We start from the raw sequence: 19,214 nt of genomic DNA, 5'->3' as shown, positions 1-19,214 counted from the left end.
TCCGTGGCGCTCTGTCTAGCGCAGTTCGCGAAGCAGCGAGGTAGCGGCGGCGGCCATGGTGTCGGTCAACGGCGCCTTCTTGCCTGTCCGTTGAAAGGCGCGCTCGACGTTCGCACACAGCAGCAGGCGGGACAGCTTGCCGCTGCGAGTCGACAGGATGTTGGAGAACAGGGCCTGTACTCGTTCGGCGAGCGTAGGCACGGTCAGGGAGGCGGACCACAGGCATGCCTCGTCCCATCCGGCCGGGCCCATGCCCCAGCTCTCCCAGTCGATGATCGACAGGCGGGGGCCGCAGAGGTTGGCATAGCCGAGATCACCGTGGGCGCAAGCCCAGTCGGTGATCGTGGTGTCGATATCGGTTCCGTAGACCTCGTGGATGCGGCGGGTCAGGTGGGCCTGGCCCATGGACACGCGGTCTGTGGAGTGCACCGAGAGGTTCATGAGGGCGGCCCGCAGGTCGATCCACCACTGCTCGGGCAGTCCAGGATCCGTGGTGATGTCGCTGGTGAGGGACAGGGCGCCGTCCTCCACTAGCGTCATCTCGTCCGCACGCCACACCACGCCACGCCCCTGGTCGGTCCAGATGGCTGCCGCTGACCATTCGGGCCGGGGGACGCCTTCGATGGCGGCTGCGGCCTCGAAGCCGGTCCAGGCCTGGGTGTCGATCTTCTCGGTACGTCGCCAGGCGAGCCGGACCCAGGTGGCTGCGTCGGTTCGGAAGCCGGCGGTGCCGTTGTACTTGCTGAAGTGGCCGTCCTCGCGCTTGAGTTGACGTCCGAGCCGCCGCTCGACGTCGTCGAGGACGTCGTCAAGCGGAACGGTCGAGAGGTCATCCAAGGTGGCGTGCACTATTGGTCCTTCCTGGACGGGGCTCCTGCGCTCACGGTAGCCCGCTCGCGCAGTAGCGACCGATATGCCGTAACCGTCTCGGTGTTGACCTCAAGTCGCGAGCCGCCGACCGCTTCGGCGAGGTGCTCGATGTCGGTGGTGCCGACCGCGAGACGGGTGACCTCGGGGATCGCGAACGCCGCGGCGACGCCTGCCTGCAGCGCGCTGCACTGCTGGCCCGAGACGAGAAACGTGGAGGTGTCCACGGTCTGCCAGATCGAGTCGTCCGCATTTCCCGCGAAGGGAGCCATTCCCCACAGCCCCGTGATCTGCGCGCGGTCGACGAGTTCGTCCACCGCGTCCAGGATCCCCACCGGGACGGTGAGGCCAGCGCGGACCATCGCCACGTCTGGGCACGGAATCTCCCAGTCGGCCGCGAGGAGAGACCGAGGGTCCCAAGTGGAAAGCCCCCAGGTCTTGCAGAATCCTGCCTCGCACATCTCCCGGAGCACGACGCACGCGTCGGCGAAGCCGCCGACCGACGACTCGGGGTTGTGCAGGAGCACTGTGTCCGGGGTACGGCCTAGTTCCTCCGCCGATCGCTCGACCGCCGCGCGAAGCCGTGCCGGGTCGAGGTCGTGGCCGTCGGGGAAGTAGCCGACCTTCGTGGAGATGGTGAACGAGGGGAGGAGGTCGTCCGCGATCGCCGCGAGGGTTCGGTGGGAGGCGAAGTGGTGGTAGTTGAAGGCGGTGTCGAGGTCGGTGACCCCTTGCTCCAGGGCGCCTTCTAGAAGGTGTCGGGTGGGACCAGTCCGGTATAGGCCGAGAGCGATTCGGCGGTCAGCGGTGCGCACAGCCCCTCCTGGATCAGGTGCTCGGCGAGCGTGATGAGGTCTTGGTCGTCGTCGGTGAGGTGCACCGGGTGCCCGGACAGGAGGCTGCGAAGAGCGGGTTCGGCGCGGCCGTGGAAGGTGAGACGCTTGCCGCCGCCGACCACCTGGACCGTGTCGCCGGCGGGTGCGATGACCGGTTCGAACTCGGTGACAGCTACGGCGTAGTCGAGCGGGCCGAACACCGGGATGTAGGGGAGGTGCCGAGCGGGCGGGGTGTTCGCGCGCAGTTCCGCGAGATATCGGGCGGGGTCGTACTTGCGGGCGAGGTCGGTCAGCTTCGCGGCGAGCAAGTCGCCATCGACGGATTCGTCGCTGCGCTCCAGGTCCGTACGGAAGTCCTCGTCGGCGCGCGCGGCGTCGGACAGGAAGTTGGCCCAGGTCACACCCGTACGCTTCGTCAGGCCGAAGGTCACGTGGAGGGAGTGACCGTCGTCCCCGGAGCCGATCCTCGTCGCGGTGTGCCAGAAGCCGCGGGGTATGTGCATGACGTCGCCGGCCTGCATGGTGCCCTTCCAGAGCACCTCCTCCGACGGAGTGCGGTTGCGCTCGGCGTCGCGGTACATGGGTGCTGGACGGGAGGGGCCTCGGACCTCCCAGGACTTCTCGCCGGAGAGTTGGACCGCGATCACGTCGTGGTCGTCCCAGTGCAGGTTGAAGCCATCCGTGTCACCGACGGCCAAGTAGGCGTTGGCGGAGGTGAGTTCGCCGGACCACCAGCCCAGGGCGCGGCACGCAACCTCCAGCGTCGGATCGAAGGAGTCGACGTGGTCCAGGACCACGGTTCCTCCGTCGTTGAGGATCCGGCCGAGAGCTGCCATGTCGGCCTGGCTGACGGCCTGCCTGCGCCGGTTGACGTTGGTGGACAGGAAGAGCGAGGGGTGGAGCTCGTCTCCCTCGGCGTAGCAGCGCAGTTGGGGGGTGGCGAGGTGGTGGTGCCGGATGGTCTCCAGCAGCCGGTTCGGGGTCATCAGCCGGGTGATCAGGTCCGGGTCGGCGAGGTGCCCGCGAGCGAACGCGGTGCCCACGGGCCCCGGCCCGCCCCAGCCGAACGCCTTCTCGATACCTGTGACGAGCCGGTGCTCCATGGGTTCCCCCTACTCCTTGGGCAGGTTCAGGTCGCGGTTGTCCCCGTCATCACCGGCGCTGTTCTGCGAGCTGGTGATGTCGGACCGCTCCGCCTCGCTGCGGTCGTGGGCCACGGCGAGCTGCTCGACGGCGACCAGCAGACCGACGCTGTTACCGCCACCCTCCTTCTTGGCCTTCGTACTCTTCGCGGTAGTGGTCACTCGACACTCCTCTCATCGGACCTCTCGGTAAGCGAGTGGCCTGGGGATCCTGCAACTGCGGGGGTGCAGCCGCTGAGTGGTGGTCCAATCTGGCGCGATGGGCGCCAGAAACCGCCCCGCCTCCACGGCGCATCGAGTGGTACCTAGGGCGGTGCTCGTCTGCGGCGCAGTACGCCTCTGCTGTGCGGTACTAGCCAGCTGGTCGTGTTGGAACGACGTACTTCGGTGCGACAGCCGATTGCTTGCGGGGGTGGCTTACCTTCCCGACTCAACCCTGCTTCTGACAGGGGAAGTTCGCACATTACGGTCGTGATATCTCTCCCGTGATCTAGAGAGATGCATTTGTCATGCCGCCAGAGCCCCCAAGACTCGGGGCGCGTCGATATCAGGACACGGAGACACAGGGCCTAGACGGGCTGGCAGGGCGTACCACTACACCGTCGAACTTTGGACGCCTTGGGCGCCCCTGAGTTCGGGTGGCTGGTTGGAGATCCTCGTAGGCCTGGAGCGTAGGACTTGGTCGGCTCTCAACGCCCAGACGATCACCATGGTGCGACGCCGATGGAACACCTCTTGGTAACCACAGGTTCGGTGAGTGGATCACCGACAGGATTGCGCCGTCCCCACCGAGCCGTATCTCCCCGGTGATATGCGTGGCCGTCAGCAGACCGCTAGCTTTCGTGGCTCACCAGCCCGCTCTGACACCACGGCGACCATCCGCTGGCAAGCAGCCAACAACGGTCAGGGGTTTACGCATGGCAAGTTCTCTGGAGACGAATCCTCTCGCTGCGCACGTTCGTAATGATCTACCGGGCCGCTTCAACGAGCTCGACGTGCTCCGACGGCACTGGGCGCGTTTCGCAGCTGTATCGCAGGGCGCGGTCGTCCCGCCGTACGAAGTCCTGATCCACCCCTCCAGTGGGTGCAACCTCCGATGCGCATGGTGCATCGGAGACCATGTCCCTCTGGAGCTATGGGACGAACAGCAAGAGCAACTGGTCATGCTCGATGCGGCCAAGAACGCTGTCGATCGGCTCCCGGACCATCTGGCGGTGCCAGCAAACATGCTCAAGCTCGTAGGCGACATTGTCGACTACGAGGTCGAGGCGCCCTACAGGCAGAAGGGCGAGGACTGCTCGGGCGTCTTCAAGGTGGAGGCCGTGTCGTTCTCCGGTTTGATTGGCGAACCACTCGTCGCCCGCAAGGCCTTGATACCTGCATTCGATCTTCTGGCCGAGCGCGGCATCCGCTACGGGATCTTCACCAACGCCGTGCTGATGGACGACGCGTGCATCGAGGCATTGCTTCCAGCCGGGTACGTGCACATCAGTATCGACGCGGGAACCCCGGACACCTACGCCCAGCTGAAGTACGGCGGCCGCCCGGCCGGCAAGGCCATGTTCAAGCGAGCTCTCGCAAACCTGGCGCGGCTTGTCCAGCGGCGAGCCGAAACCGGATCGGACGTGGAGATCAACACCTCCTTCGTCATGTATCCGGAGAACTTCCACGAGGTCTATACCGCCGCTGAACTCATCCGTGCGGCAGGTGCAGACAGCTTGCGCTTGAAGCAGGACAATTCCGGGCAGCGCCCTCTGAGCCACGACCAGGCACGTCACGCGGCTCAGTTGATCGGGCGGATCCGCGCGGAGTTGGAGACCGACAGCTTCCGGCTGCTCGAGATTCACCGGGTCGGCCAAACAGGCGAGATGGCCCGGTCGTGTTCGACCTGCTCGATCACCGACTTGATGGCCGCCGTGGGCTCAGACGGCTGTCTGTACCCGTGCAACTACCACCCCCGCCCCGGTGGATTCAGCTACGGCAGCGCGCTGGACCAGCCGTTCGCCGAGGTCTGGGAGGGTGAGTTGCGTCGGCAGCTCCGCGGCAGGCTTCCTGTGATCTGCCCGAAGGTATGTGACCCGTTCAAGAATCGGTCCAACCGACTCCTGGCAGAGGCCAAGAGCGTCGTCGCGGCCAGCGGCATCGATCGGCTGGAGGAACACGTGGCCGACCTCGTTGAGGGCGGCGCCTACGCGATCGAGGGGTGACCTCCGTGCAGGGCAGTTTGTCGAGCGACGAACTCGACACCTGGGCGGACCATGGCGCCACAGGGTGGCGACGGGAACACCTCGGTGTTCCGGAGGCCGTGGTTCAGATCAATGCACCCTCGCCGATCGTCGACTACGTCACCTGGTACACGGAGGGCTACTTCGGAAGTCTTCAGTCACCGGCCCAGGCGCGGCTCTTCGTCCATGATCTGCCTCCGAACCTGTGGCGCTCGGTCCATCACGCGCGGCTCGCTCCGACGCTGCGGCGAGTCGTTCTCCCCTCGGCTTCGGAAACGATCTGCCTGGTGGATGACCGGCGCCGAGCAGTCCATCTCGTCCCGCCGGTCGGTTCGGACCAGTCCGTGCTGCTGGTGGTACGGATCCTGCGCGCGCTCGTTTTGCGTGAACTGCTAGCCATGCGCTACTCGTTCTTCCATGCGGCTTGCTTCGCTCTGCGGGGAACAGGCGTGGCGTTGATCGGAGTTCGTACGGCCGGCAAGACGACAACTCTTCTACATGCCCTGGACCACCCAGAGGCGACACTGGTCAGCAACGACAAGATCGCCCTGGCGCCCGGCACGGACTCCGACTCCATCGTGGCGCTTGGCTTCCCCATACAGGTCGGGATCCGTGCGGGCAGTGTGCTCGCCCTAGCAGAAGGCCCGCTGCGAGCGTTTCTAAAGCGCAGATGGTCGCAGCGGTTGGGTGACATCGACGTCCGGAGCGACCAGGAAACCCGTCTCCAGGTCCGGCCGCAGGAACTGGCCGCAGCCGTCGACAGCATGGTGACGCCACGCTGCCGTCTTGGCATGGCCATCGAGCCACACCTTGATCCGCAAGTGGCCACACCGCGCCTGCAGAGGCTCAACGATGCTGAGTGCCGAGCGCTTTGGGCTCGACACCTGCTGCGCGAACCTGCCGCGGTCTTCCCCGAACAGGCCGTCGTTGCCGACCCGGCGATCCGGACCACGCTGCGGATTCCGCGGGTTCCCGCATACCGCCTGATCCAACCGCCCGCTGCGGGCCCACTGACCGTCCGACTAATCGAAGATCTCATGTGCCGCACACCGATAGGAGAGTGAGAGAGATGCGCATCCTCGGTATCGCCAGTGATCTGCACATTTCCTCCGCCGCGCTGATCGAGGACGGCCAGGTCGTGGCAGCCGCGGCCGAAGAGCGTTTCATCCGGAGCAAGCACACTCGGGCCTTCCCCGCCCGCGCCATCGACTATTGCCTGTCATCTGTCCCCGATGGTCTGCGCGGAGTCGACCGGGTCGCGGTCAGTACGAACCCGGCGATCGATCTGAGCGTGCCCGACGGCCGCTACGCCGGACGTGCCCGATGGCACCCAGAGGGCCTCTACTCGATTCCGAACAATCTCGCCCCCCTGGTGGATGGGCCGTACCAGGGGCATGCAACCCAGATCCTCCAGACTGCGGACAAGCCCCTACAGATCGACTACGTCTACCACCACGACGCCCACGCGGCGAACGCCTTCTTCCTCTCCCCCTTCGAGTCGGCCGCGATCCTGACAGTCGACGGGCGGGGTGAGGACTGCACCGCGCTGAGCGCGATCGGGGACGGGACCACCTTCACCACGGTCGACACCATTCCTTACCCCCACTCGGTGGGGCTGCTGTACGGCGCTGTCACCCAGTACCTGGGTTTCCGGATTGACCGCGACGAGTGGAAGGTCATGGGACTGGCCGCCTACGGGGATCCCGACTCAGCCGCCTACAAGGCGCTCCGTGATCTTGTCGACTTCAAGGACGGCACCGTCCGTATCGACCTCAATTACTTTGGCTATTACCTTCGCCCCTCGCGTGGCGCGGTCAGTGACGCGTTCATCGACCGGTTCGGTCCGGCACGGCAGCCGGGTGAGGCGATTACCAGTCGGCATCATGACGTGGCGGCGGCTGTGCAGCATGTGCTCGAGGACGCACTGCGGTACCTGCTCATGAACCTGCACCGGCAGACTGGGGTGAGGAGAGCCGTCTTGGGCGGAGGGAGCTTCATGAACTCCGTCTTCAACGGGAAGATCACGTCTTCGACTCCCTTTGACGAGATCTTCATCTCAAGCTGCCCGGACGACAGCGGTACGGCGATCGGAGCGGCGCTCTACACGCACTGTGTCCTGCTTGGTGCAGATCGTGGTCCGGCGATGACCCACAACTATTACGGGCCCTCCTTCAACCAGGCATCAATCGACGAGGTGCTGTCGCGCGCCAAGCTGCGGGCGCCGGCCGTGGAGGATCCGGCCGCCGCTGCCGCCCATGCGCTGGCCGAGGGGAAGATCGTGGGCTGGTTCCAGGGCCGTATGGAATTCGGCCAACGTGCGCTGGGTAACCGATCGATCCTCGCTGACCCTCGGAGCGCGCACATGCGGGACCAGGTGAACGACGCGGTGAAGTTCCGCGAACCGTGGCGGCCTTTCGCACCGGCCGTGCTCGCCGAGGACTTCGCCGCCTACTTCGGATCCGAACCCCCGGTGCCGTTCATGGAGCGAACGCTGCCTGTGCGGCCCGAAGCACAGAGCCTCATTCCAGCTGCAGTACATGTCGACGGCACCGCACGGCCGCAGACCGTGAGTGCGGACACCAACCCGCTTTTCCATCAGCTGATCAGTAGGTTCCGCGATCTCACGGGCGTCGGTGCGGTCCTTAACACCTCGTTCAACCTCGCCGAGGAACCGATCGTGTGCGCACCTCAAGACGCCATCCGCACCTTCTACTCCTCGGGCCTTGACCTGCTCGTCCTGGGGAATCGAGTGCTCACCAAGTGACTACGACTATGGATGCGGAGGAACTGTCCGCGTGCTTGCGCCAGTTCGGGCTACAGGCGCGCCGACCTGCACGGCCCCTGCCAGGTGGGCATGTCGGAAGCACGGTCGTGGTCCCGACCAGTCAAGGGACACTGGCCGTCAAACGGTTCGGAGGACGATTTGACGCGGCGCGCACTCGGCTCGCGGCAGAGGCCCACCAGTTCGCGGCGATCGCTGGACTGGCTCCGCCGGTACGGCTGACGCTGAGCGGCCAGCTGACCACCAAGATCAACGATGCCACCTACATGATTACCGACTACATCGATCCAGCATGTCCGCCCGAATCTACCGACTTCGCTGTCGCGCTCGCCGCACTCCACGTGCGGCTTGAAGGCTTCCGTCCCGGCAGCCTCTGCACGGACTTCCTTGAGCTGCCCTCTCCTCCTGCCCTGGGCCTGGAGCGGATTCTGCGGCGGACGCAGGACAAAGCCTGCCGCGAGGTCATTGGCTGGCGCCTGCGGATCCTCGCGGATTACGGCCTGGAATCAAAGACAGTGGCGACCACACACCACAGTTGGATCCACGGTGACGCTCGGCCGGACAACCTGCTCACCACCGCCCGCACCGCGGGCCGGCATCTGTTCATCGACTTCGACCAGGTCTCACGTTTCCCGCGACCGTACGAAGTCGTTCGGGGCTACGTCGCCTCCGTCAATCCGGAGCTGCCTGCCCATCTGTTGGACCGGACATTCCGGTCTTATCTGGGCGCCTATCACGCCATCACGCCGATCTCGGCGGCGGACCGAGCACTCATGATCGACCTGTACATCACTGTGCAGGCGGCCGAGACCCGGACCTTCACCACACCTGAGGGCGAGATCCGCGGCATGCACGCCTTCGCCGGAGCCCGCCACCAGAGGTTGACCTGGATCATCAAGCATCGTGACCTCCTGCGCAGGGTCGCGGAGGAGGTACGTCCATGACCACTCTCGCGCTCCTCGGCGGACCGCCCCTGCGCACACGCCCCTTCCAGACGTGGCCGCAGTTCGATCAGGCAGAGGTCGACGTGCTAGCCGATGTCCTCAACAGCCGCCGTTGGGGCGGCATCCACAGCGGATCACAAGGAGAGTCCTTCGAAACCGAGCTTGCCGCGTACCTCCAAGTGCCCCATGCGGCCGTGGTCTCCAGCGGCACCGCCGGTTTGATGATCGCTCTGAGGGCCCTGGGTATCAGATCGGGTGACGAAGTCGTCGTCCCCGCTATGACGTACGTGGCGACGGCAACAGCGGTCTCCCTACTCGGAGGGATACCAGTCTTCGCCGACGTCGATCTCGCCACCCACACGATCACCAGCTCATCGGTGAAGGCCGCGATCAGCGAGAAGACGAAGGCAGTCATCGCCGTTCACTTGGGCGGGCACCCGGCCGACATGGACAGCCTGGGCACCGTAGCCGACACGTACGGCATTCCGATCGTTGAGGACTGTGCCCAGTCTCTCGGAGCGACGTGGAATGGCCACCAGACCGGATCTTTAGGCACGATCGGGGTGTTCAGCTTTGCCAGCACCAAGAACATCACCGCCGGTGAAGGCGGGGCAGTCGTCACCCACGATGATGAACTCGCCGCACGCATCGCCTCTCTACGCGATCACGGCCGACCTCCCGGCGGCACCGGTGACCACCCCGAACTCGGCTGGAACTTGCGCCTCAGTGAATTCCAATCCGCCATCCTGCGTGTCCAGCTGGCACGTCTGAAGGATCACCTGGCCGCGAAAGCCAAAGGTGCGGCATACCTCGCTTCGGAGTTGTCCGGCGTGCCCGGCTTGAGACCTGTACCGATGCCCGCTGATCTCGACCCGCGGGTGACCGCGCACGGCCGGCTCTCCTTCGCCTTCACATTCGACAGCGAGGCATTCGACGGCGCGGGTATCGGCGGCGCCTCGGTCAGCGTCTTCCGCGCCGCGCTGCGGGCAGAGGGCATACCTGTCTCACGCCGCAGTCTCGTCGCCTGCCCCGATGAACCGATCTACGCCGACGCCACCAACTGTGACTACTCCAGCTCACGGACAGCCTCGGCCTCGCAGGCTCGGGCGGCCTGCGCCAGGTTGGTGTTGCTTGGGCAGGCAGCCGGATCAGGGCTGTTGCTCGATGAGCCCACGGAACTCGCCGATGTCGTACGTGCCGTGGAGAAGATCCACGAGAATCGTCACCATCTGCGCCGAGAGCAGCGTCAACTCGGCCGGATCCACGTCTGACCCCATCACTAGTCAAGGAGCCACGATGCCCCGAGCCCCTTTTCAAGTCCTTGTCGTTCCTTTCCGCCGGGTTGGCGACCAGGTCGAATTCGCTGTGCTGCGACGCGAGGACATGAACGTTTGGCAGGCTGTGGCCGGTGGCGGCGAGGTCGGCGAGACTCCGCAGCAGGCTGCCGTACGCGAGGCTCGTGAAGAACTCGGCCTCGACCGACTGGTCCCGCTGTACCCGCTGCAGACTAGGGCCAGCATCCCGGCGCGGTTCTTCGCTGATCGCGACAGCTGGCCTGCCGGGACCTACGTCGTTCCAGAACACTCATTCGCCACCGACCTGACCGACGTGGAGATCAAGATTTCCCACGAGCACACCGATGTTCAGTGGCTGGACTACAAGGGGGCTCTCGAGACACTGCGGTTCGACAGCAATCGGACGGCTCTCGGCGAACTTCACGAGCGTCTGCAAGCCGGCGACCTGCCTCTGTCAGCCGAGTGATCGTCGGTGGTTGACGCAAGCTCCCGACGTCGCCGCACGGTCATACTCGGCCAGGGCTATGTGGGTCTTCCGCTGGCCATCCGGGCGGCACAGGTCGGCCACCGTGTCATCGGGTTCGATATCGACGCCGGACGCGTGAAACGGCTGAAGGCAGCGGAGCCGTTGGGTCCTGATGTGACGGCGGACCAGATCGCGGACGCCCTGACGAACGGCAACTACACGCCGACCGCGTGCTCAGACGACCTGGCTGGGTTCGACATCGCAGTCATCGCGGTGCCGACCCCGCTGCGCGACGGCGCACCGGATCTATCCGCGGTCCTGGACGCCGGCCGGATGCTCGTACCGCACATGCGCCCCGGCTGCGTCATCATCCTCGAATCCACCACCTATCCCGGAACCACCGAGGACATCCTGCAGCCGCTATTGGAATCCGCATCCGGGCTGGCAGGGGGCGCGGACTTCCATCTGGGCTACAGCCCCGAGCGCATCGATCCCGGGAACCGGACATGGACTCTCCAGAACACCCCCAAGATCGTCTCTGGGATCGACGCGTCCTCCCTGGCAGCCATAGGTGACTTCTACCGTGGCTTGGTCGACACTGTCGTCGAAGTCGCCGCCGTCCGCGACGCTGAACTGGCGAAGGTCCTGGAGAACACATTCCGCCAGGTCAACATCGCCCTTGTGAACGAACTTGCCACCCACTGCAGGCAACTCGGCACGGACATTTGGGCGGCACTGGACGCAGCCGCCACCAAACCCTTCGGCTTCATGCGCTTCACACCGGGCCCCGGTGTCGGCGGACACTGCCTCCCCATCGACCCCACCTACCTGTCCTGGCAGGTCCGGCGCCAGACAGGCAGCGCCTTGCGCCTCGTGGAAGTGGCGGATGAGATCAACACGTCGATGCCGACCCACGTCGTGCAACGCCTTACCGAGGGACTCAACCGCCGCGGCCTGCCAGTTATGGGCTCCCGCATCCTCCTACTCGGCCTCGCCTACAAGGCCAACACAGGCGACACCCGGCAGTCGCCGGCCATTGCTATCGCGCAACTCTTGATCGCCCAGGGCGCGCAGATCCAGGTTGTCGACCCCCATGTCGAGGAACCCTTCGACCTCGACGCCCATGCTCACCACGCACATCTCACAGCGACCAATGTGGCCGCTGCCGACGCCGTGGTCCTGCTGACCAATCACGACGCCTTCGACCTCCGGCTTGTCGAGCAGCACGCGGTCTATGCCCTGGACTGTCGGGCCTGCCTGAGCGGCGAGAACATCGAGCGCCTTTGACCCGCTACCGCCCGCGCTCCCGAGGAGGACAAGCCCATGGTCCAGAGTCCCTCAGCGTCTCGCGATATCCCCGAGGGCGGCCGCTGCCTGTCACGGTTACCCAAGGCTGATCTCCATCTCCATCTTGAGGGCGCCATGCGACCCGAGACCCTCGCGGACCTGTCAGACGCCCACGGAGAGCCGACTCCTCAGCTCGGCAACTACAGCTCCTTCGACCAGTTCCAGTGCTGCTACCGGGCGGTCGTCAAGATGATCCGTACCAGAACCGACCTTCGTCGACTCGTACGCGAGGTCGTCGAGGACGCGGCGCTCTCGGGAGCCGTATGGGTCGAGCCGCACTTCAACCCGACCACTTATGCCCCAACACTCGGCTCAGTCGACGAAGTGCTCGACCTCGTCCTGGAGACCGGGCACGCGGCAGGAGAGACCCTCGGCGTCGGCTTCGGACTCACTCTCAGTGCCAGCCGCAACCGCGACCCTCGACACGCCACAAACCTTGCACGACTGGCCGTCAAGTACGCCAGCCACGGGGTGGTGGCCTTGGGACTCGCCGGAGACGAGAGAGCTGGCTCTGCAGAAGCCTTCAAGGACGCTTTTACGATCGCCCGGGAGGCAGGCATCATCGTCGCGCCCCACTCAGGAGAACTCGCGGGCGGAGCGACACTGCGTAACACGCTCGACGCGCTAGCCCCTGACAGAATCGCCCACGGCGTCCGGGCCATTGAGGACCAGGCCCTTCTGAAGCGCCTCGCCGACGCACAGATCACCCTGGACATATGCCTGACGTCCAATCGTGCGCTGGGAGTCGTGAAGCACATCAAAGAGCACCCGCTACCGCGCCTCCTGGAGTCCGGAGTGCGCTGCTCCCTGGGATCCGATGATCCACTGCTCCTTGGGACCAGCCTGCTCGCGGAGTATCGCCTCGCGCGTTCACAACTGGCGCTGACGGATTCACAATTGGCCGCACTGGCCCGCGCGTCGATCCAGTCGTCCGGGGCACCCGACCACGTCCTCACACCGGCCTTGCACGGCATCGATGCCTGGCTCGGCGGACGGTAAGGCAGTGAGATCTGGCGGACGGGCTTATCAGCTACCTCCGGCGATCTCGTCGAATCCCAGGGTGTCGGGCGCGCCGGCCAACTGCGCGGGTCGTCCGAAGTTTTGTGCCCTAACTGGCCCTAACGCCCCCTTCTCTGCCAGGCGAACAGTGCCCTCTGGATATCGCTGGAGTGGTCTGCATGGCCGGGCGTCACGCCGACCATTCCTCTTTCCTCTCTGTAAGTGACCGGCCACGTGGTCTGCCTTCCGCCACCGTCGGTTGGAGCATGGGTCCGGTGAGTTCCGCCGGAGTATCGAGTCCGGCGAGTAGTTCGACGATCTTGTCGATGTTGGTGAGTCTTCGTACCCCTGACTCCAACATGGACAGGAAAGCTTGACTGAGCCCCGTAAGCTCCGCCATATCGCTCTGGCGCAGCGCGCTTTCGATTCGTACAAGGTGGCATACTCGGCCAAAGTCGCGGTCCCCGAGAGCTTCCCGGACGTCTACTCGCTTCCAAACCTCTGGCGCCACCTGGAGCTGCGGCGAAGGGGAAGCTGGTGCGTGTCGCGAGCAAGAGCTGCAGTACGGTTCATTGTTGTATCGGCTCAGGGGGCGTCGACACCATCGACACTGGCGTCCGTGCCGCTCGGCGGCGTCCGTCTCGGGGGACGGGGGCGAAGGGCTGCCTTTCCGGATTCCCGTCTCAACCGGTTTTTCGCCTGCGAGCGTCGGGATCCTGCGGGTCTCCTCGTCTTCTGCTAAGACGAGCGGCGAGCGATGGCGGGCATCAGTCGACATCGAGGGCGCCGACCTGTGACGGGAAATCGAGCTCTGCCCACGCCGACGCACCAAGCCCGAAAGGGTCGTTCATATCCCAGCGGTCGGCCAGTGTGTCCACAATCCTCCGCCGAGGATCTGTATCTGACTCAGAACTATTTGCCATCAGCTGACGGGATTCGTGAACTGTTTCGGACACCTCGATGCGCAGGCCACTTCGGACTCGCATATACCGAGTCTCGATCTCCGTTCCCGGCTGCACATTACCGTGGCGTACCACGTCGGTTAAGAGCTCTGAGAGAACGAGGACAGCTGAGTCTTCAATACCTGAGAGACCCCAACTGTCCAGCGTGATACCGAGTTCACGACGCGCGAGGCCGACGCAGCGCGGATGGCGACTCCAGCGGAGGACCACCGCACTGCTGCTCTCGGGACCGGTGTCATCATCCGGCCGATGGGTCACAGGCACTCCGATGCCTCCCCGTACAAGTGGCTTGGTCGCAACGACCGTAGAAGCCGATGGGGAGGCGGACCCGGAAGAATTTTCCGGGTCTGCCGTCGAACCTCTCCTACAGCGGGCTCTACTTGATAGCGCCGAGCCGCACGGCCAGGTCCTGGACATCCTGACGGCGGGATCGCTTGTGGAGCCGACGAGCTAGGTCCCGAGCGAACTCATGTGCCTTGATCTGCTCGGGAGCGGTTCGGTAGGCGCGCTTGAGATGGTCTATCGCCTCATCTGTCCGACCTACCTCGGCATAGGCACGGGCAACATCCAGTCGCGCCCGCCCCCGTCGTTCTACCGGCAGTCCTTCCGCTCTGGCTCTCGGCGCTACGTCCACAGCCAGTTGAACGTCCTCGAATTCCAGGGCGAGCGCCAGCCGGTGGATCTCTACGTTGCCGGGACCGAAGGAGGTCCACATCTCGTTGGAGTCGCCGCCGAGCAGATGCGCTGCTTCTTGGGCCTTACCCATCATGTGATCTGCCAGCGCCCGGTTCCGCATCCGGGCCGCTGCGACGGCTCCGTTGAGGAACAGGGTCCCGTACAGGGAGAGAGAAGCCGGCGTGGAGCGCCACCAACCGGGTTCGAGGTCGTCTGCCGCGTCGAGGGTGACGTTCACTGCCTCTGCTGGCATGCCGGCGCCGAGTTGAACATGTGCGACACCTCGGCGCAGCGCCAGCATTGTGGCGGGGTCTTCGGACTCTGCGGCTGCCATGTCGCCTTGGTCTACAGCGGTCCAGGCCAGGTTGGTCTCACCCAACTTTCGTAGAAGTACTGCTGCCACGTGGCAGGTCAGTGCGAACAACCGGAGTGCTTCGACGTGTTCGGCGCCAGCCGTGCGCTCCTGTGTTGCCAGCCGGGCGTCCGCGAGTAGCCCGGGCAAGCACTCTCCCAGGCGCGCGAACTGGCAATTCTGATAGAGCCGCCAGGCTTCGTCGACTGCGAAGGAGAGACGTTCGAGGCGCACGGTTTCACGGCCGTCGTACAGCGAGCCCGCCAGCCGTCGCGACTGCATGAGTGCGGTGCGAATCGCCGGGATGCTGGCCGCGTGACGACCGCGGTCGTCCAAGAGCGTCGGCGTGCCCTGAAGGTCCTCAACGTGCACTCGCAGAGCGTGTGCCAGGTCCGCGAGCATCTTCACGTTGTTCACCGGTATGCGTTCGGACTCGACCCGGTACACCCAGTCCTCGGAACGCCCCAGAAGTTCGCCGAGCTGCCGCTGGCTCAGACCCCGGCGTTTCCGGTAGAACCGGACTCGCTTGCCGAACGGAAGGTGGTCGGTCATCCCCCGCATTGACGTGCTCCCTTCAGGCTGCTCAATCGAGTTTCACACGGCGTGAGCGCGCGGGACAGGAGAACCATCGTCTGAGGGCGTCTGTGTTTTGGAACGTAGGCTGATCCCATCGGGGGCGTGCTCGTCGTCGGCCGGGTTCCGAGTGACGCGGGGGAGACAGGGTCTTGTACGTTTTCAACGGCGGGGAGCTGTCCTCGGCGAACATGGAGGGCGAGAGCAAGTGATCTCAACGCAGGCATGGGCGGATGCTCGGCGGCTGTGGGACTTCCAGCAGATGGGTCACGAGCCGCGCCCTTGCTCCGTGGCGATCGGACTCGGCAGCCACGACCTGGGGGTGGCCGACACCACCGCAGACCTCTACCACCGTGGCATGGCGCCTCTCATCGTCTTCACCGGAGCAACCAGCCGTACGACGCGTGAGCGGATGCCCCGCGGTGAAGCCGAACACTATCGGGATCGGGCGGTGGCGCTTGGGGTTCCTGAGGGTGCCATCATGGTCGAGCCGAAGGCCCGGAACACGGGCGACAACATCCGCTTCTCCCGCTCTCTCCTCGAAGAACAGCGTGTTGCCGTCTCGTCGGTCCTGCTGGTCAGCAAGCCGTACGAGGAGCGACGGGCTTATGCGACAGCGCGAAAGCTCTGGCCGGACGTCGAGTGGGTGAGCGCCTCCACGCCCATGGCGCTCTCTGACTACGTCGATTCGATCCAGGACGCCCGTCTGGTCATCGACATGCTGGTGGGGGCCCAGCAGCGGCTCATGGTGTACCCACGGCAAGGGTTCATGATCGAGCAAGAGATTCCCAACGACGTGGCGGCGGCTTTCGAACGGTTGCGTCGCGACGGCTTCACGAGCCGACTCGTGCCAGAAGAGGCAGAACGGGCATGATCAGGTGGATGTCGCGTGGAGCCAAGCGTGACGGTCAGGCGCAAGCTCCACTGCTGATCGACTGTGGCGAGAAATTGCCACCCCAACCGTGATCCATGAGGGCCGCATGCTAGCGCGCGACCGCAGCACGCGATGCGATTACTCGCCACTGCAGTCTTAGGGCAAGATCGCGATCTGAGGTGGAGTATCAGGAGGCTGTCCGCAGAGATGAGCCCGGAGCGGCAGCCATGGGGCGGAGCATCGGCCCCGTGATGTCGACGGGTGCGTTCAGGCCTTCCAAGAGCACGACGATCCGGTCGATGTTGGTGAGGCGGCGCTGACCAGATTCCAGCATCGACAGAAAGGCCTGACTCAGCCCCGTGATGAGGGCAATGTCCTCCTGACGGAGGTGGCCGTACTCTCGCACGAGTTGGCACAGTCTGCCGAAGTCCTTGTGTAACAGGGCGTCTCTGACGTCCTGACAAGCCCATACATGGGCCGGAACGAAAGGGCGCGCAGGCTGTACGGCTGTCTCGCGACGAGCGCAGCCGGAACAGACATCTTCCCTGTTGTACCGACTCAGGCGGCATCGGCAGTTGCTGCAGAGCCGGGTGCGGCCGGTCGGCGTGGGAGTGCTTCTCGCGGCGCTCGCGGTGCTGAGCTCCGTGTCCGACGGCGTTGGGGCGGCACCAGGCGAGCGTCGAGATGAGTAGTCCTTACCACGCATCGCACCCGTATGAGCGTTCGAGCTACTCTTCGATGCGGCGCCCCAAGTCGTTGCGCCGGGGAGCGTCGCACTCAGTCCCTGATCGGGCATCCGTCCCCTCCATTAGCCGGTGATGCCCTCAGGCTGGCGCCAGTCAAGACGAAGGGCCCGGACAGACTGTCCGGGTCCAATTCATCTTATTTCCAAGGCTTGTTGATGGAATGTCAGGAGACTGCCTTGCCGGCCTCGCGTAGGACCGCTTCCCACGGGTACCGACGCCCAGGCATCCCAGCCCGCGGCTCGGCCAGCGGCCATACCTCGTCTCCATAGATCAACCGCACCCCCGAATCATGAAGGGCCTTGATGTGCCCTTCCCATGCCGGGTGGCGAGCGTGCGCGGCGTTCACACGAGGCCAGACGACTACCGGGAGGTCCAATGCTCCAATTGCTTCGTTGACCTGTGTCAACGCCTGGTTGTCCGAGATCCCCAGGGCGAGCTTGGCGACCGTGTTGGCACTTGCCGGTGCTACGACATAGCAGTCCACAGGCGGATGCGGCCGAGAGTCACCCGGCAGACGTGATTCGGACCGTACGGAAAGGCCGGTCAGAGCCTCAAGCTCCGCCCTTTCTCCGTTCACACGGAGCCACTGACCTGCGGTCGGGGTGAGCGTAACCGCAACCGTCCAGCCCCGTTCAAGTGCCGGGACCACGAGCCCTGTACGCAGTTCCTCGATACCGCCGGCGCTCGAGCCGACGACGCCCAGCACCTTGCCCTGCATCGAACTCACAGCACCGCCCTGCATCGTTGGGCCATGGCCAGCAGCTCGGACGAGTGGCTGCCACCCGTGACCGGGGACTGCTTCCTCAGGTCGCGAAGGGTCTCGCGTACACGTGGATTGTTCCGCACGAGTTGCGGCGAAGCGCGTTCGGCTTCCCGCAGTTCGCTGAAGGACTCATCGACTCGACCTCTGAGGCAGAGGCCGCGGGCATAGTCGATGCGGTGAGACACGGCACGTTCCGCTGGCATGCAGGAAACGTCAATGCCGCCATGCTCGACGACGTACGGGATGTTCTCCAGGTCAAGCTCGATCGACAGCCGGTGCAGCTCGACGTTCGTCGGACCGAAGCACGTATGCCAGTGGTTCTCGTCGGAACCGAGCCGGTCGGCGAGCCGCTGCGCTTTCTCCAGCAGGGAGTTGGCGGTGTTTCGATCCTGGTGACGTGCGGCGGCCACAGCAGCTCGCAGATGAATCATGCCAAGCAGGCTCAAGGCGGCCGGGTCATCGTCGTGAACCTGACTGGCGAGCCAGGCCGCTGCGGTATCGCCGAGTTCGAGGGCGTCCTCATATCGCCCGTTGGCCAGCAGCGCGTGCGTACCGGAGCGGGCGGCGGAGACGAGCGATAGCGGGTCCTCGGATTCGTCGGCGGCCCGCATGGCTCGTTCGGCCGCGAGCCACGACAAGTCGGACTCGCCGACCTTGGCGAGGGTGGTTGCCGCCAGGTGATGTGTACGGGCTGAGATGGCAAGGCCGCGTCGCCGCTGATCACCGGGCGGAAGGTCTTCCAGCTCCTGGGCGGTTCTCAGCAGACCTGGCAGGGCGGCGATGACGTCGCCAAGAACGCCGGCTTGGTAGTCGCCCCAACTGCGCTCGACGAAGACCTGCGCCTGATCCGGTCGAGGCAGCTGCCGTTCCGCCGTCGAACCGAAGAGCAGCTTGGAGAGCCGTCGAGGGCTCATCAGCGCATCGCGGACCGCCGGCACGTCGTCCATCTGCTTTTCCTCGTCCTCCAGGAGGACGGGCTGACCCATCAAGTCGCCGAGCGGGACACGCAGTACACGAGCGAGTTCAGCGAGCTTGTCGATTCGCGGCGGCTTCCGCACTCCTCGCTCGATCTTCGACAGCCAGTCGGTACTGTGCCCGACGAGGCCAGCAAGAACGGGCTGCGTGTAGCCCCGGCGCTCGCGGTAGAACGCGATCCGCTCTCCGATGCTGAGGTGATCACCAAGACCACGCATGCACGCTGCCTCCCCAACTTTGCTCCGTCATTCAAGGTAGCGGCCGAGCAGTCCGCGAGATCAGGAAGCGATTCGGGCTGCGGTGCCATGTTCAACATCCGCTCTCGGGCCTAGAACTGGCCGGACACTTCGTCCGGCCACGCCTACGAGTCCAGGGCGTCGAAGCCGAGGTT

Annotated in this window: 18 protein-coding genes; 9 read left to right on the top strand and 9 right to left on the bottom strand. The window is 65.1% G+C overall.

Annotation, left to right across the window (positions count from 1 at the left end):
- Positions 1-15 precede the first annotated feature (15 nt).
- From SPR02S_RS39210 to SPR02S_RS39195, 4 genes are read right to left on the bottom strand one after another with little or no spacing between them, the layout of a single operon-like run.
- A complete protein-coding gene (locus SPR02S_RS39210; RefSeq protein WP_019062495.1) occupies positions 16-849 on the bottom strand; it encodes a protein kinase family protein in 834 nt (277 codons plus the stop codon).
- A complete protein-coding gene (locus SPR02S_RS39205) occupies positions 849-1,682 on the bottom strand; it encodes an aldo/keto reductase (RefSeq protein ID WP_019062494.1) in 834 nt (277 codons plus the stop codon). The genes SPR02S_RS39210 and SPR02S_RS39205 overlap by 1 nt, the downstream gene beginning before the upstream one ends.
- Positions 1,616-2,806, bottom strand: a complete 1,191-nt coding sequence (locus tag SPR02S_RS39200; protein WP_019062493.1) for a JmjC domain-containing protein — start codon at positions 2,804-2,806, stop codon at positions 1,616-1,618. Before SPR02S_RS39200 ends, SPR02S_RS39205 begins: the two co-directional genes overlap by 67 nt.
- 9 nt (positions 2,807-2,815) lie before the next feature.
- Positions 2,816-3,007, bottom strand: a complete 192-nt coding sequence (locus SPR02S_RS39195; protein ID WP_019062492.1) for a hypothetical protein — start codon at positions 3,005-3,007, stop codon at positions 2,816-2,818.
- Between the two features lie 755 nt (positions 3,008-3,762).
- Here SPR02S_RS39195 and SPR02S_RS39190 point away from each other — a divergent pair.
- From SPR02S_RS39190 to add, 8 genes are read left to right on the top strand one after another with little or no spacing between them, the layout of a single operon-like run.
- Positions 3,763-5,052: a radical SAM/SPASM domain-containing protein gene (locus SPR02S_RS39190; RefSeq protein WP_078623133.1), complete on the top strand. Its 1,290-nt coding sequence runs from the start codon at positions 3,763-3,765 to the stop codon at positions 5,050-5,052.
- The gene (locus tag SPR02S_RS39185; RefSeq protein ID WP_019062490.1) at positions 5,049-6,134 is read left to right on the top strand and encodes a hypothetical protein; all 1,086 of its coding nucleotides are present in this window, start codon (positions 5,049-5,051) and stop codon (positions 6,132-6,134) included. Before SPR02S_RS39190 ends, SPR02S_RS39185 begins: the two co-directional genes overlap by 4 nt.
- Positions 6,135-6,139: 5 nt before the next feature.
- A complete protein-coding gene (locus tag SPR02S_RS39180; RefSeq protein ID WP_019062489.1) occupies positions 6,140-7,834 on the top strand; it encodes a carbamoyltransferase family protein in 1,695 nt (564 codons plus the stop codon).
- An 8-nt stretch (positions 7,835-7,842) separates the two neighbouring features.
- Positions 7,843-8,796: a phosphotransferase gene (locus SPR02S_RS39175; RefSeq protein WP_078623132.1), complete on the top strand. Its 954-nt coding sequence runs from the start codon at positions 7,843-7,845 to the stop codon at positions 8,794-8,796.
- Positions 8,793-10,067 carry a DegT/DnrJ/EryC1/StrS family aminotransferase gene (locus tag SPR02S_RS57335; protein ID WP_019062487.1) on the top strand — a complete coding sequence of 425 codons (1,275 nt, stop codon included), beginning with the start codon at positions 8,793-8,795 and terminating at the stop codon, positions 10,065-10,067. Before SPR02S_RS39175 ends, SPR02S_RS57335 begins: the two co-directional genes overlap by 4 nt.
- A 25-nt stretch (positions 10,068-10,092) precedes the next feature.
- The gene (locus tag SPR02S_RS39165) at positions 10,093-10,557 is read left to right on the top strand and encodes an NUDIX hydrolase (RefSeq protein WP_019062486.1); all 465 of its coding nucleotides are present in this window, start codon (positions 10,093-10,095) and stop codon (positions 10,555-10,557) included.
- 6 nt (positions 10,558-10,563) lie between these two features.
- Positions 10,564-11,844, top strand: a complete 1,281-nt coding sequence (locus tag SPR02S_RS39160) for a nucleotide sugar dehydrogenase (RefSeq protein ID WP_026151258.1) — start codon at positions 10,564-10,566, stop codon at positions 11,842-11,844.
- A gap of 36 nt (positions 11,845-11,880) precedes the next feature.
- Positions 11,881-12,903, top strand: a complete 1,023-nt coding sequence (add, locus tag SPR02S_RS39155; RefSeq protein ID WP_063746294.1) for an adenosine deaminase — start codon at positions 11,881-11,883, stop codon at positions 12,901-12,903.
- A 190-nt stretch (positions 12,904-13,093) separates the two neighbouring features.
- Here add and SPR02S_RS65855 read toward each other — a convergent pair whose 3' ends face one another.
- On the bottom strand, positions 13,094-13,681 hold the full coding sequence (locus tag SPR02S_RS65855; RefSeq protein ID WP_078623131.1) for a helix-turn-helix domain-containing protein: 588 nt from the start codon (positions 13,679-13,681) through the stop codon (positions 13,094-13,096).
- A 560-nt stretch (positions 13,682-14,241) separates the two neighbouring features.
- A complete protein-coding gene (locus SPR02S_RS39150) occupies positions 14,242-15,444 on the bottom strand; it encodes a helix-turn-helix domain-containing protein (protein WP_019062483.1) in 1,203 nt (400 codons plus the stop codon).
- A 229-nt stretch (positions 15,445-15,673) separates the two neighbouring features.
- Between SPR02S_RS39150 and SPR02S_RS39145 the strand changes: the two genes are divergently transcribed.
- Positions 15,674-16,339 carry a YdcF family protein gene (locus tag SPR02S_RS39145; protein ID WP_019062482.1) on the top strand — a complete coding sequence of 222 codons (666 nt, stop codon included), beginning with the start codon at positions 15,674-15,676 and terminating at the stop codon, positions 16,337-16,339.
- 187 nt (positions 16,340-16,526) lie between these two features.
- Here SPR02S_RS39145 and SPR02S_RS39140 read toward each other — a convergent pair whose 3' ends face one another.
- From SPR02S_RS39140 to SPR02S_RS39135, 3 genes are all read right to left on the bottom strand, one after another.
- Positions 16,527-16,745 carry a helix-turn-helix domain-containing protein gene (locus tag SPR02S_RS39140; RefSeq protein WP_019062481.1) on the bottom strand — a complete coding sequence of 73 codons (219 nt, stop codon included), beginning with the start codon at positions 16,743-16,745 and terminating at the stop codon, positions 16,527-16,529.
- A 503-nt stretch (positions 16,746-17,248) separates the two neighbouring features.
- Positions 17,249-17,803, bottom strand: coding sequence for a flavoprotein (locus SPR02S_RS60905; RefSeq protein ID WP_174447592.1), 555 nt, complete (start codon positions 17,801-17,803; stop codon positions 17,249-17,251).
- Between the two features lie 5 nt (positions 17,804-17,808).
- Positions 17,809-19,041, bottom strand: coding sequence for a helix-turn-helix domain-containing protein (locus tag SPR02S_RS39135; RefSeq protein WP_019062480.1), 1,233 nt, complete (start codon positions 19,039-19,041; stop codon positions 17,809-17,811).
- Positions 19,042-19,214: the final 173 nt, after the last annotated feature.

The sequence above is a fragment of the Streptomyces prunicolor NBRC 13075 genome (assembly GCF_000367365.1).
Classification (GTDB): Bacteria; Actinomycetota; Actinomycetes; order Streptomycetales; family Streptomycetaceae; genus Streptomyces; species Streptomyces prunicolor.
Note: the sequence above shows the minus strand (reverse complement) of the source record. Positions and strands in the feature narration are given on the sequence as shown.